The organism is Pseudobacter sp., from assembly GCF_051955275.1.
GTDB lineage: Bacteria > Bacteroidota > Bacteroidia > Chitinophagales > Chitinophagaceae > Pseudobacter.
On sequence record NZ_JBQCGW010000174.1, the window covers coordinates 31,327 to 43,089 of the forward strand.

13 protein-coding genes are annotated in these 11,763 nt (G+C 49.1%); 6 read left to right on the plus strand and 7 right to left on the minus strand.

Features of this window, described 5'->3' with window-relative positions; translation table 11 throughout:
- The first annotated feature begins 6 nt into the window (after positions 1-6).
- Positions 7-1,308 (plus strand): hemolysin family protein, encoded by a 1,302-nt coding sequence (locus ACTHMC_RS14910; RefSeq protein ID WP_440414178.1) that lies wholly within the window; start codon positions 7-9, stop codon positions 1,306-1,308.
- A 139-nt stretch (positions 1,309-1,447) separates the two neighbouring features.
- On the opposite strand, the gene ACTHMC_RS14915 is transcribed toward ACTHMC_RS14910, so the two are convergent.
- Entirely contained in the window at positions 1,448-1,978 is a 531-nt protein-coding gene (locus ACTHMC_RS14915) for a DUF6702 family protein (protein WP_440414180.1), read from the minus strand.
- Between the two features lie 59 nt (positions 1,979-2,037).
- Between ACTHMC_RS14915 and ACTHMC_RS14920 the strand changes: the two genes are divergently transcribed.
- Together ACTHMC_RS14920 and ACTHMC_RS14925 are read left to right on the plus strand one after the other, a co-directional pair.
- Positions 2,038-2,676: a HupE/UreJ family protein gene (locus ACTHMC_RS14920; protein WP_440414181.1), complete on the plus strand. Its 639-nt coding sequence runs from the start codon at positions 2,038-2,040 to the stop codon at positions 2,674-2,676.
- Positions 2,627-5,020, plus strand: coding sequence for a M1 family metallopeptidase (locus ACTHMC_RS14925; RefSeq protein WP_440414182.1), 2,394 nt, complete (start codon positions 2,627-2,629; stop codon positions 5,018-5,020). Before ACTHMC_RS14920 ends, ACTHMC_RS14925 begins: the two co-directional genes overlap by 50 nt.
- Before the next feature lie 314 nt (positions 5,021-5,334).
- Here the strand turns inward: ACTHMC_RS14925 and ACTHMC_RS14930 are convergent, their stop codons facing one another.
- From ACTHMC_RS14930 to ACTHMC_RS14940, 3 genes are read right to left on the minus strand one after another with little or no spacing between them, the layout of a single operon-like run.
- Positions 5,335-5,520 (minus strand): ribbon-helix-helix domain-containing protein, encoded by a 186-nt coding sequence (locus ACTHMC_RS14930; RefSeq protein ID WP_440414183.1) that lies wholly within the window; start codon positions 5,518-5,520, stop codon positions 5,335-5,337.
- Positions 5,521-5,528: 8 nt separating this feature from the next.
- A complete protein-coding gene (locus tag ACTHMC_RS14935; protein ID WP_440414185.1) occupies positions 5,529-6,047 on the minus strand; it encodes a hypothetical protein in 519 nt (172 codons plus the stop codon).
- A gap of 10 nt (positions 6,048-6,057) precedes the next feature.
- On the minus strand, positions 6,058-6,927 hold the full coding sequence (locus ACTHMC_RS14940) for an SPFH domain-containing protein (RefSeq protein ID WP_440414187.1): 870 nt from the start codon (positions 6,925-6,927) through the stop codon (positions 6,058-6,060).
- A gap of 102 nt (positions 6,928-7,029) precedes the next feature.
- Here ACTHMC_RS14940 and ACTHMC_RS14945 point away from each other — a divergent pair, with 102 nt between their 5' ends.
- On the plus strand, positions 7,030-7,845 hold the full coding sequence (locus ACTHMC_RS14945; protein WP_440414189.1) for an alpha/beta hydrolase: 816 nt from the start codon (positions 7,030-7,032) through the stop codon (positions 7,843-7,845).
- 213 nt (positions 7,846-8,058) lie between these two features.
- Here ACTHMC_RS14945 and ACTHMC_RS14950 read toward each other — a convergent pair whose 3' ends face one another.
- Positions 8,059-8,712 (minus strand): toxin-antitoxin system YwqK family antitoxin, encoded by a 654-nt coding sequence (locus tag ACTHMC_RS14950; RefSeq protein ID WP_440414191.1) that lies wholly within the window; start codon positions 8,710-8,712, stop codon positions 8,059-8,061.
- A gap of 187 nt (positions 8,713-8,899) precedes the next feature.
- Here ACTHMC_RS14950 and ACTHMC_RS14955 point away from each other — a divergent pair, with 187 nt between their 5' ends.
- Together ACTHMC_RS14955 and ACTHMC_RS14960 are read left to right on the plus strand one after the other, a co-directional pair.
- Complete coding sequence (locus ACTHMC_RS14955; protein WP_440414193.1) at positions 8,900-9,622, plus strand: peptidylprolyl isomerase; 723 nt, start codon at positions 8,900-8,902, stop codon at positions 9,620-9,622.
- Positions 9,623-9,631: 9 nt separating this feature from the next.
- Positions 9,632-9,877 carry a hypothetical protein gene (locus tag ACTHMC_RS14960; protein WP_440414194.1) on the plus strand — a complete coding sequence of 82 codons (246 nt, stop codon included), beginning with the start codon at positions 9,632-9,634 and terminating at the stop codon, positions 9,875-9,877.
- Positions 9,878-10,105: 228 nt separating this feature from the next.
- On the opposite strand, the gene aroQ is transcribed toward ACTHMC_RS14960, so the two are convergent.
- Together aroQ and ACTHMC_RS14970 are read right to left on the minus strand one after the other, a co-directional pair.
- Positions 10,106-10,528, minus strand: a complete 423-nt coding sequence (gene aroQ, locus ACTHMC_RS14965) for a type II 3-dehydroquinate dehydratase (RefSeq protein WP_440414196.1) — start codon at positions 10,526-10,528, stop codon at positions 10,106-10,108.
- 114 nt (positions 10,529-10,642) lie between these two features.
- Positions 10,643-11,701, minus strand: coding sequence for a hypothetical protein (locus ACTHMC_RS14970; RefSeq protein WP_440414197.1), 1,059 nt, complete (start codon positions 11,699-11,701; stop codon positions 10,643-10,645).
- Positions 11,702-11,763: the final 62 nt, after the last annotated feature.

The window sequence follows — 11,763 nt, forward strand, 5'->3', positions numbered from 1 at the left end:
CCAGCAATGGGAGAAATATTTATAATACTGGGATTGATTTTACTGAACGGATTATTTTCAATGGCAGAGATCGCCCTGGTATCGGCACGGAAGGCAAGGCTGGAAGCACAGGCCAACAGGGGCGACAAAAGAGCGAAAGAAGCACTGGAGCTGGCTAATCATCCCGATACATTCCTGAGCACTGTACAGATAGGCATTACGCTGATCGGTATCCTTACCGGTATCTTCTCCGGAGAAAAACTCAAATCCGGACTGGTTGAATTCCTCCAGCAATACGAGCTCACCAAAGTATATGCAAGCGGCCTCGCAACCACCATCATTGTGGTTTGCGTTACTTATTTTTCACTGGTCCTGGGTGAACTGCTGCCCAAACGCCTCGGTCTCTCAAGACCCGAAACCATTGCCAAAACAGTGGCCGGCCCCATGCGCGTGATCAGCATCGCCACCTATCCCTTCATCTGGCTCCTCACCAAAAGCACTTATGTACTGGTGAAACTGCTCGGCATCAAAGCCAAGGACACACAGGTTACGGAAGAAGAGATCAAGGCCATCATCTCCGAAGGAACCGAACAGGGTACAATCGAAGAAGCCGAACAGGAGATCATCGAACGCGTATTCCACCTGGGCGACCGCAATATCACCAGCATCATGACCCACCGCAGTGATATCATCTGGTTCGATGCCAATGATAACGAGGTGAGCATCCGCGAAAAGATCCTGCGCGAACCACACTCCGTATACCCCATCTGCCAGGGCAGCCTGGATAACCTCAAAGGAGTGGTATCACTGAAAGACCTGTATGTGACCAACGATATGACCGTTTTCTCCACCATCATGAAACCGGCCCTCTTCGTCCCTGAAAATATCACCGCTTATATCGTTCTTGAAAAATTCAAGAAACAAAAGATACATGCCTGCTTCATCGTGGATGAATACGGCACCCTCCAGGGAATGATCACCCTCAATGATATCCTGGAAGCCATCGTGGGAGACCTGCCACAGATGGACATTGAAGATTATGAGATCAGGGAACGCGAAGACGGATCTTACCTGGTAGACGGACAGATCCCTTTCTACGACTTCCTCACGCATTTTGAGAAAACAGAATGGATGAACGAAGGCGAACAGGAATTTGATACCCTGGCTGGTTTTATCCTTCACAAAATGGAACGCATACCGCAGACCGGTGATAAAATGGACTGGCAGGGATTCACGTTTGAGATCATCGATATGGATGCACAGCGCATTGATAAAGTGCTGGTGGAAATCTCAGATGAGATCAAGGAGAATATGGAAGATGAAGATTAATTACGCTGGTCCCGGTAGCTCGCTCGCGTCGCGCGAGTTACTGCTATTCCGTCGCCTCCCGGCGGCACGGTGTTCGCCAGAGGCGAGCAAATAAAGGTCACTCGCGGGGACGCGAGCGACTGGCACACTCCGATGAATTTTAAAACTCAAATAAGGCGTTCACTTCGGGGTTGCTGACCTTATAACTTTTTCGCTTACCCCCTACCGTTACATGCATCATATTGATCTGGCTGTCGTAGGTTTCGTAGAGGATATTGTTCTTTACTGAAATTTTCTTTGGAGCTAAAGGCTGGTTCACTGCCTGGAAATAACTCCAGATCACATCCCTTTCCAGCTCAAAGCCGATGAACTCCAGCTTCAGTGCTTTGCCATCGGCCATGACATGAATATGTTTCTGAATATATTCGTTCACCAGTTTATTGGCTTCCTCCTGATTGGCAGGCTTGATCAGGTCCACTTTCTTTTTCAGCACCTCAGCAATCCCTTTTTCAAAATCATCCGTGAAAATTTTACAGCTCACCTCCATGGTTTTATCCGTAACATTGTGGTTGATCTCCGTAACGCTCACGTACAGGGGATGCAGGCCGGGCGCCGGTGCTTCAGCAGGAACAGCGGGAGCAGCAAAAATAGCAGACATCACCCAGAGCCATTTGTACAGTAGTATTGCCATTGAACCTTCCGATTTTTTCGTTACAAATCTCTTGATTATTTTGTAGCCTTCCGAACAGTATGCAGGATTTTACAATATATTTTCAATTGGGCGTGGGACATATACTGTCCCTCGATGCGATGGACCATATTCTCTTCGTGACCGCCCTCTGTTTACGCTACCAGTGGGCCGACTGGAAAAAAGTGGTGATCCTGGTCACCGCCTTCACCATCGGGCACTCCGTTACCCTGGCCATGAGCGCCCTGGGATGGCTCAACTTCGACCGTAGCTGGATCGAATTCCTCATCCCCCTTACCATTGCCGCCACCTGCGTGAACAATATCTTTCAGAAACCCAGGCAGGAGGCCGCAAAACTTCCGCTGATCTATTTCTTCGCGCTTTTCTTCGGCCTGATACACGGACTGGCATTTGCCGGCGAGTTCATGGCCCTGGAAGGGAAAGAAGGACTGGTAGGACATCTCCTGGCATTCAACATTGGTATTGAAGTGGCACAGTTGGTAGTGGTACTCGGAATTCTACTGTTGAGCTGGCTGATCGTGCAACTCGTAAAACTGCCGGGCATCTGGTGGTTACGTAGCGCTTCTTTCATTATTTTAGTGTTCTCATTGCTCTGGGCTTACCAGCGTATTCCAAATAAACAAACATCGCATGATGAAACAGTTGTCATTTCCGGCGGCTCTGCTGTTGTTGCTCTGTAGCGGCAATATCAAAGCGCAGAATATCCAGAACAACCCGGGCTCCAACCATAGTAACAGGTTCGAGCAACTGGGCACCATACTGCCTACACCCAATGAATACCGTACCGCCAGCGGCGCTCCAGGTCCAAAATACTGGCAGCAACGCGCTGATTACGATATCAAATGTGAGCTGGACGAAGCAAACCAGAAACTCACCGGCAGCGAGACCGTTACCTATTTCAACAACTCGCCCAACACACTGACCTACCTGTGGCTGCAGCTGGATGAAAACCAGCACAGCACCGTGAACAATGCCAATTACCAGAACAGCAATACTGTTCCTTCCCAGCTGGATGTGAAAGCCCTGGATAAACTGGACGAACAGAAAAAAGACAATGGATATGGTTTCCAGATCCGCCTGCTCACGGATATCACCGGCAAACCGCTGAAATATACCATCAACAAGACCATGATGCGCGTTGAACTGCCCGCTCCTCTCAAGGCCGGTCAGCAATTCGTATTCAAACTCAACTGGGATTACAAGATCGCAGACCGTATGAGCTACGGCGGTCGCGGTGGATACGAGTTCTTCCCCGAAGAAGGCAACCACCTTTTCACCATGGCGCAATGGTACCCGCGCCTCTGCGTGTACAGCGATTTCCAGGGATGGCAGAACCACCAGTTCACCGGCCGCGGTGAATTTGCCCTCACCTTCGGCAACTTCAAAGTACAGATGACCGTTCCCGCTGACCACGTTGTAGGCTCAACCGGCGAATGTCTCAACTATACCGCCAACCTCACCGCCACTCAGAAAGCACGCTGGGCAAAGGCGCAGACTTCCAAAGAACCAGTGGAGATAGTAACCCTGGCTGAAGCCAAAGCCGCCGAAGGCGTTAAGAGCAAAGCAAAGAAAACCTGGATCTTCAAAGCGGACAATGTGCGCGATTTCGCCTGGACCTCCAGCCGCAAATATGTATGGGACGCCATGCCAGCCTTCATCGAAGGCCGCAAGGTGATGTGCATGAGCTTCTACCCCAAAGAGTCCTACAATCTTTATTCAAGGTACTCCACCAAGGCAGTAGCTCATACCATCAAGAGCTATTCCCAGTTCACTATTCCTTACCCCTACCCTGTTGCACAGAGTGTGGAAGCCTCTAACGGCATGGAATACCCGATGATCTGTTTCAACTACGGCCGCACGGAAAAAGACGGCAGCTATTCAGAAGCCACCAAATACGGTATGCTGGGCGTGATCATCCATGAAGTGGGACATAATTTCTTCCCCATGATCATCAACAGCGACGAAAGGCAATGGAGCTGGATGGACGAAGGCCTCAACTCCTTTGTTGAATACCTCACCGAAGAGCTCTGGGACAGCAAGTTCCCGGTACGCGGCAAGGGGCCGGCCTGGGCCATCGTAGACTACATGAAACTCCCAAAAGATCAGCTGGAGCCCATCATGAGCAATTCAGAGAATATCGTCCGCTTCGGTCCTAACGCTTATACCAAACCGGCAACCGGCCTGAACATGCTCCGCGAAACCATCATGGGCCGCGAGCTGTTCGACTATGCCTTCAAAGAATATGCACGCCGCTGGGCCTTCAAACATCCCGAGCCTGCCGATCTCTTCCGCACGATGGAAGATGCTTCCGGTGAGGACCTCGACTGGTTCTGGAGAGGCTGGTTCTATACCACCGATCCTGTTGATCTGAGCCTCGACAGTGTGAAATATTTCAGGACCGATGCCAATGCACCCATCCAGGGCCTGAACGACGCTACAGAGAACAGGAAACTGGCCCCACCCATGGGATCCGGCAATCCTGATATCTCCAAGGAGCGAAACCTGGCTGATAAGAAGATCAGCTTCCCGGTTGATAAGGACACTGCCCTGCAGGATTTCTACTACCGTTATGCGCGTGGTGCAGAGCCATATGACAGTACCACCTACAAAGTGAACCTGCCTTCAACCATCATTGCAGCCGATGATGCCAGCCACCAACGCGCTGCAGGCAAACATTTCTATGAAGTGCATGTGAGCAACAAAGGGGGACTGGTAATGCCAGTGATCATCGAATGGACCTACAAAGACGGCACAAAAGAGATCGACCGCATTCCTGCACAGGTGTGGAGGTTAGATGAAAAGAATATCGTGAAAGCATTCATGAAAGACAGGGAAGTGGCTTCGGTAAAACTGGATCCTTACAAGGAAACAGCCGATATCGATGAAACCAATAATAGCTGGAATACAGTGCCTGCTCCATCAAGGATCGCATTGTACAAAGCGAAGCAACAGGCAACATTGAGAGCGGCGGCACCTGGCATCAACCCGATGCAGAAAGCAGAAGAAAAGAAGAAAGGATTCTAAGAAGGAATTTTCAGCAATAAAAAACCGGGGCCGCACAATTGTGTCGGCCCCGGTTCATTTAGGTGTGCCCAGTCGCTCGCGTCCCCGCGAGTGACTTCTATTTGCTCGCCTCTGGCGAGTACACTCCTGTAAATGCATTATGCTTTTGAGCTCAGACTAAGCGCAGGACTTTAAGCAAAGTCCCACCAGAGCAACAACGAAGGGAATCCAGAAGAAGATGAAAGAATTTCTCATATAGACTCGTTTTAACGGTTAACAGAACACAAAGGTACTCATGCGTTTTCCTGATCCAACTACCACTAAGCGGTATTTAATTATTTTTTATCATTTGGCGCCGAAGGCTTGTCAGTCTTCTTTTTGCGGCCATTATCCTTCAGCGATTTATCGATCAGCCATTCGATCTGGCCGTTCACACTACGAAACTCGTCCGCAGCCCACTTCTCGAGGGCCTTATACACATCTTCGTCTATCCGTAATACGAAACTTTTTTTACTGCTCACGGGCTGAATTATTTATTCTTTTGTACGATGGGTACGCCTGCTTTTTCAAGTGCATACAGGAATGCATCCAAACGCTGGGTGCCAAGCCAGACCCTGGTTCCGGTAATCTCCATTTCCACTCCGTATGGCCCGGCCACCTTGTGTGTATAACCATAACCCAGTTGGTATTTGCTGCCCAATCCTTTGTATCTTTCTTCTTTCACCCGGATCTTGTGGAGCGCATTCCATCTTATCTCCTTATAGGCCTTCCGGAAAGGCGCCCATCTGTAGTAAATCCCTTCGTCCGTTATCACTGTATCCAGCCTCAGCATGTAAAAGACCAGCAGGTTACCCAATGGAACCAGCAGGGAAAGCACAAACATCAGGCGCTCATGTTTCGGGTTCCGTCTTTCACCGGCGTTAAGACCTACAAAAATACCGGCTAAAATCAATACAAAAACGCCGATGATGATCAACCAGAACCACCATTGCCTGAACTGTTGTTCTTCTTTGAAAAGGATCTTACCGGCAGGTTTCTCTACTCGCATAAGCAACATTTTATTGGTACAATGTACCTGTGTTCAGGATGGGTTGCGCGCCTTTCTCGCCGCAGAGCACCACCATCAGGTTGCTCACCATGGCGGCCTTACGCTCTTCATCGAGCTGCACGATGGCTTTTTTCGAAAGCTGCTCCAGCGCCAGTTCCACCATGCCAACCGCACCTTCCACGATCTTGTAACGCGCAGCAACGATGGCCGTGGCCTGTTGCCTTTGCAGCATGGCTCCTGCAATTTCAGGAGCATAAGCCAGGTGGCTGATACGCGCTTCACGGATGATAATTCCGGCGGGAGACAACCGGTCATTCAGCTCTTTTTCCAGCATATCGTTCACCTTATCGCCGCCATCACGGAGCGTGATGCTGGCATTCTCGTCTTCAAACTGATCATAAGGATACGTGGTGGCCAGGTGCCTGATGGCGGCTTCACTCTGCACTTTCACGTAATGATCATAATCCTCCACCTCAAAAGCCGCTTTGTAAGTATCCTGCACCTGCCATACGATCACGGCAGCGATCTCGATAGGATTACCCAGTTTATCGTTCACTTTCAGCTTGGAGCTTTCCAGGTTTTCAGAACGAAGGGAAATTTTCTGCGTGGAGTACAATGGGTTCACCCAGAGCAGACCATTCTCTTTTACAGTACCGATGTATTTACCAAAAAATACGCAGATTCGGCTGTGATTGGGATTCACCACCATAATGCCTTTGAAGATGAAAATGCTGGCAACGAAGAGAACAACCGCCAGCACAACGGCAGATGAGCCTGAATTACCGGCAGCCGCAATAAGCAGCAGCACGGCCCCAACAAAAGCAAGGATTCCAATAACAAGAGCCAGATAACCGGAAACGGGTTTAAAGATCTTTTCCATATTATGAGTGTTAGATTTAGTATGATATCATTTCGATATCAAATATACATCAGGCAGTTCAAATTTCAAACCCCTATCTTTATCAGCGGAAAACTGACTAATATGAAAGGTTTACTAACCCTGTTGACGGGCTTCCTGCTGGCCCTATCCTCCTATGCAGGCACTGTTGACACCATTGCGGTGTACAGTCATTCAATGAGAAAAGAGATTAAGACCGTAGTGATCCGCCCGGACCGCTACAAAAAACTGGCCCCCCTTCCCGTGGTGTACCTGCTTCATGGATGGAGCGGCAGCTACCGGGCATGGCTGAAAGACGCGCCACAGTTGACCAGTAAAGCGGATGAGCTGCAAATGATCATCGTTTGCCCGGATGCGGGATTCAACAGCTGGTACTTCGACAGTCCCATCGATTCCACTGTGCGTTATGAAACCTTCGTGATCAAAGAACTGGTGCCGTATATCGACCAGCATTACAAGACCAAAGCCACCAGGCAGTTCCGCGCCATTGCCGGACTGAGCATGGGGGGCCATGGCGCAATGTATCTTTCGATCCGCCACCAGGCCCTCTTCGCCAATGCAGGCAGCATGGCAGGTGGTGTTGACATCCGCCCTTTTCCAAAGAACTGGGACCTGAGCAAAAAACTCGGTGATTCTGCCACCCATCCGGAGAACTGGGAAAAATATACCGTGACCAATGTGGCCGATTCTTTACAGCCAGGACAACTCAACCTGATCATCGATTGCGGTGTGGATGATTTTTTCCTGAATGTGAACCGCGAGTTCCATAAAAAATTACTGCTGAAGAAAGTGGACCATGATTATATCGAAAGGCCCGGTGGACACAACGGTAAGTACTGGGGCAGTGCAGTGGATTTTCAATTGCTGTTCTTCAAAAAAGCTTTTGATAAGGCTAAGTAAGTCCCGTTTCATTCGGAAGCGCCCAGTCGCTCGCGTCCCCGCGAGTTACTTCTATTTGCTCGCCTCTGGCGAGTTCAACGTTCGCCGGAGGCAAACAAATATTACTCACTCGCCAGAGGCGAGCGAGTGCTCCCCGATGAAATGTAACAATAAAAATCCCGGCGTTTCATTACTGATCCGCCGGGATTTTCGTTTATAGATACTCGTTGATGATCACTGACTGGTACTGCCGTCTTTCACCTTTATCTTTTTCTTCCCTGCATTCTTCTTTTCAAAGTCCAGGATAGCCTGTGGTTTGGGAGCAGGCTTCTTTTCAGTTGCAGTTTTATTGGTCACAGGCTCGCCTTCCAGCTTGCCCATTGTATAGGTCTCAATGCGTGTGATGGTACCTGATTCCGTATCGTAATATTTCCACTGACCGTGTTTGACGGCTGCTCCTTCATTCTTTACGATCACGGTGCGATAGGAATTGAGCTTGTCCACGTCCTCAATTTCCAGGGTGTCATATTCCTTGTCGGGGTTCATGGCCCTCCAGCTTTGTTCCAGCTTCAGTTGCCCGAATTTTGTATAATACTTACAAATACCATCCTTCATGCCCCATTTATAATTTTCCACTCCTACCAGGTCACCCTCGAGGCTGAAGAGGCGCCACTCTCCTTCCTTCCGGTTGTACTTGTACCAGCCTTCTTCTTCGTAACCGGGCTCTCCGCGCAGGCTCTCGTAGCGATGCACCCAGGGGCCCTGCTTGCGGTCTTTCTGGTCGATACGGTTCAGCGTATCGTTGTTTGCATTGAGTTTGTAATCTTTCCACAGCTGTGCCTGGGAATCGAGGGAGATCAACAGGCAGATGATAGCTATCCAGCGCATGATTTCAGGTTTATTATTAAGGCAATAGTACAATAATAACGCCAGAGACCCGGGTTTATTGGATTTGGAAGCCCTTCCCTGCGGCCCCTCAGGCATTCCCGGAAGACGGCATATATTCCAAAATAGTTTCAATTGTTGAAAAATATCTGCCGGGAGCTTATTACCTTGTAAGCCTTAAAATTTCCCGTTGAAGACAGTCCTTTTTGTTTTCCTGTTCCTTACCGGTTTCACAGCCCTGGCCCAACAGAAGCCAGCGGTACCCAAAACCACCCAGCCCAAAGCACAGCAGCCGGTCAAACCGGGTATCGATCCCATTACCGGCATCCCCGTCAGTAAAATGACCGCAGCGCAGATCAAATCCTCCCTGGAGAAATCAGGGAATGGCCCGCTGTACGTGAAGGATATCCTGAAGAAGCCATTCAAGCTGGATACCATCATCATCCGGAGGACCATGGGCTTCATAGGTCTGGCAGACAGCCTGGCCTACCATGGAAAGATCAATAAAGTATACGGTCCATACGATAATGGCAGGGTACTCGTTCAGATACTGGCCAAGAATACCAATATGTTCAACCATATCGGACAGATCTTTATAGATACCAGTGTGTTTCAACCCAAAATAGCGGATTCACTGGCTGACATGATCATCCTGAATATCAGGGATGGAAGTGCCAGCTTTGAAGAAATGGCCATGGCCTATTCCATGGGTGGCGAAGCCAGTACCAAAGGAGATCTCGGTTGGGTAGCCCGTGGCGCCATGATCCCTGAGATAGAAAAAGAACTGAAAGGGAAGAAAAAAGGGGATGTGTTCAAAGTCTGGACGAAAGCCGGATTGCATGTCATCCGCAAAACTGATGATCCGGAGGAAAAAGATGGATATGCATTAATGATGCGCATTTTTCTTAAATAAACATCCAATATGAAAAAACAAGTCCTAATGTTATTGCTCGCAGCCTCCACTATTTTTACTGTTTCCTGTGGCATGAACCAACGCGCCAAGGAAATGAACGAAGCGGCAAAGAGCCTCGACAGTTTGTCAAAAAGCCTCGATAGCCTGGGAAAGGAATTGCAGGCTTCCAGTGATTCAGCGATGAAATCACTCGACTCTGCCACCAGGGAGCTGGAAAAGGCAGGCGCAGAAATGGAAAAAGCAGGGAAAGAATAACCGTGCAACCGGTGTGACGATAATGGGCTGACCCGCAAGGTCGGCCCTTTTACATTATCGGGGACCACTCGCTCGCCGCTGGCGAGTGAGCAATATTTGCGCGCCGCTGGCGAACACCGTGTAGCCGGAGGCGGCGGAATAGAAGTCACTCGCGGGGACGCGAGCGACCGGGCACAGCGAAAAGGAGTAGGGCACCCCCTGCCCTGTTGCAGTTGGCGAGGATTTCAATCATTGTTTATCCGTCAGGAACTGCACTGCCAGCTCATACCCTTTCAACCCCAGCCCGATAATACTTCCCGCAGCCTTCGCAGACACATGTGAGATCCTTCTGAATTCCTCACGGGCATGCACATTCGAAATATGTACTTCCACCACCGGTGTAGTGATGGCAGCAATGGCATCTCCGATAGCAACAGAAGTATGTGTATAACCACCGGGGTTCATAATGATGCCATCATACTCATACCCCACCCGCTGCAATTCATTGATCAGCTCTCCTTCCACATTGCTCTGGTAATAATGGAAATGAATATGCGTATATTTTTCCGTGAGAAAAGCAAAATAATCATCGAAGGACATATTACCGTAAATGCCTTTCTCGCGTTTGCCAAGCAGGTTGAGATTAGGACCGTTGATGATGGCGATCTTCATTGCGATGGTTTTAGGAAGCACTAAAATACGCCGTTTGTAATGATCCTTCAAAAAAACAGGGTACTCCAACTTAATGGAATACCCCGGTATTCGAACATGTCAATGACAACCACGTTACTTTTTGATAAACTCCAGCACTTTTTTGCCACCGCTGGCCGTATGAGCCGCCATCGTTACTACCACGGTGCCTGAAGGAGCATCCTCCAGGAAACCCTCATAAGAACCGGTAACGGTAGTGAAACGCACATCCTTGAACACTTCAGGCGTACCTGCCAGTGTGGGATTCATCATCACGAAGCTGAATTCCATCAGCGTTTTGTTCAGTATCCCATCGCGGAAATTTCGGTAGAAATAATTGAGGCCGGAGCTGTAATCAGCCGGCAGCGGCACCAGAACTCCATCCATTTTGATGTCAAGATCAGTCCTGGTGAAAATGCCATCCATCAGCAATGAAGATGCATTGGCATAAGCCGGTACCGCATCCTGATTGCTCATAGGGATCAGCCTGGAAGATTTATTGCTGCTGGTGTTGTAATAACCAGTCAGCATTACGCTGTCTTTAGAGAACCCGAAGATCCTGAAATCATAATCCAGCTGCCTGTTCTGCTTGAGTGTTGGAAGAATGGTGCTGTTATTGAAAGTGAGACTTAACTGAACAGGGCCGCCGATCACATAAGTAGGACGATCAACCAGACCAAACTGGTAATACCCGTTGAAGTCAGTATAGTTGGGAAGATATACCTGCGTAAGGTTCTTGAAATACGCATTTGCCGGATTGTCAAGCAAGCCTCTTACCGTTGCATCATCATAAGGGCGGAACGTATTGTAGAGGAAAGCTACATCATCAAATTCATCATCATTCAGGTTACCGAAGTTTGCCAGGTAAAGCAACTGGGTCACCAGTGAATAACGTTGCAAGAGGTACAGGGCTGCTGTTGAATCTTTGCTGAATGTAGCCATCAGGTGACCCTGTGCCAGCGGAACTGTCAGGTCCCAGTACCAAACCCTGTTCTCTGTACTCAATACGCTGAAAGCATTGGAAGCATCTTCGCCGAGGGTGTTGGCCTCCGGCGGGATGGTGTTATCTATCTTTTTCTCACATGCGGTAAGCCCAATAACAAGCACCATCAGGGCCAGTAATTTTCCGCAGGTTAGTCTTTTATATTGCATCATAGTTTGAATGATCTAAGGTCAAAAAATGGTTGGTTGCCGCACTATTCATATTTCCTCTTCAG

Excerpts from the sequence above, each read along its gene's own strand:
- ACTHMC_RS14910 (WP_440414178.1), top strand. The coding sequence starts at position 7 with ATGGGAGAAATATTTATAATACTGGGATTGATTTTACTGAACGGATTA.
- ACTHMC_RS14915 (WP_440414180.1), bottom strand. The coding sequence starts at position 1,978 with ATGGCAATACTACTGTACAAATGGCTCTGGGTGATGTCTGCTATTTTT.
- ACTHMC_RS14920 (WP_440414181.1), top strand. The coding sequence starts at position 2,038 with ATGCAGGATTTTACAATATATTTTCAATTGGGCGTGGGACATATACTG.
- ACTHMC_RS14925 (WP_440414182.1), top strand. The coding sequence starts at position 2,627 with ATGATGAAACAGTTGTCATTTCCGGCGGCTCTGCTGTTGTTGCTCTGT.
- ACTHMC_RS14935 (WP_440414185.1), bottom strand. The coding sequence starts at position 6,047 with ATGCGAGTAGAGAAACCTGCCGGTAAGATCCTTTTCAAAGAAGAACAA.
- ACTHMC_RS14940 (WP_440414187.1), bottom strand. The coding sequence starts at position 6,927 with ATGGAAAAGATCTTTAAACCCGTTTCCGGTTATCTGGCTCTTGTTATT.
- ACTHMC_RS14945 (WP_440414189.1), top strand. The coding sequence starts at position 7,030 with ATGAAAGGTTTACTAACCCTGTTGACGGGCTTCCTGCTGGCCCTATCC.
- ACTHMC_RS14950 (WP_440414191.1), bottom strand. The coding sequence starts at position 8,712 with ATGCGCTGGATAGCTATCATCTGCCTGTTGATCTCCCTCGATTCCCAG.
- ACTHMC_RS14960 (WP_440414194.1), top strand. The coding sequence starts at position 9,632 with ATGAAAAAACAAGTCCTAATGTTATTGCTCGCAGCCTCCACTATTTTT.
- aroQ (WP_440414196.1), bottom strand. The coding sequence starts at position 10,528 with ATGAAGATCGCCATCATCAACGGTCCTAATCTCAACCTGCTTGGCAAA.
- ACTHMC_RS14970 (WP_440414197.1), bottom strand. The coding sequence starts at position 11,701 with ATGATGCAATATAAAAGACTAACCTGCGGAAAATTACTGGCCCTGATG.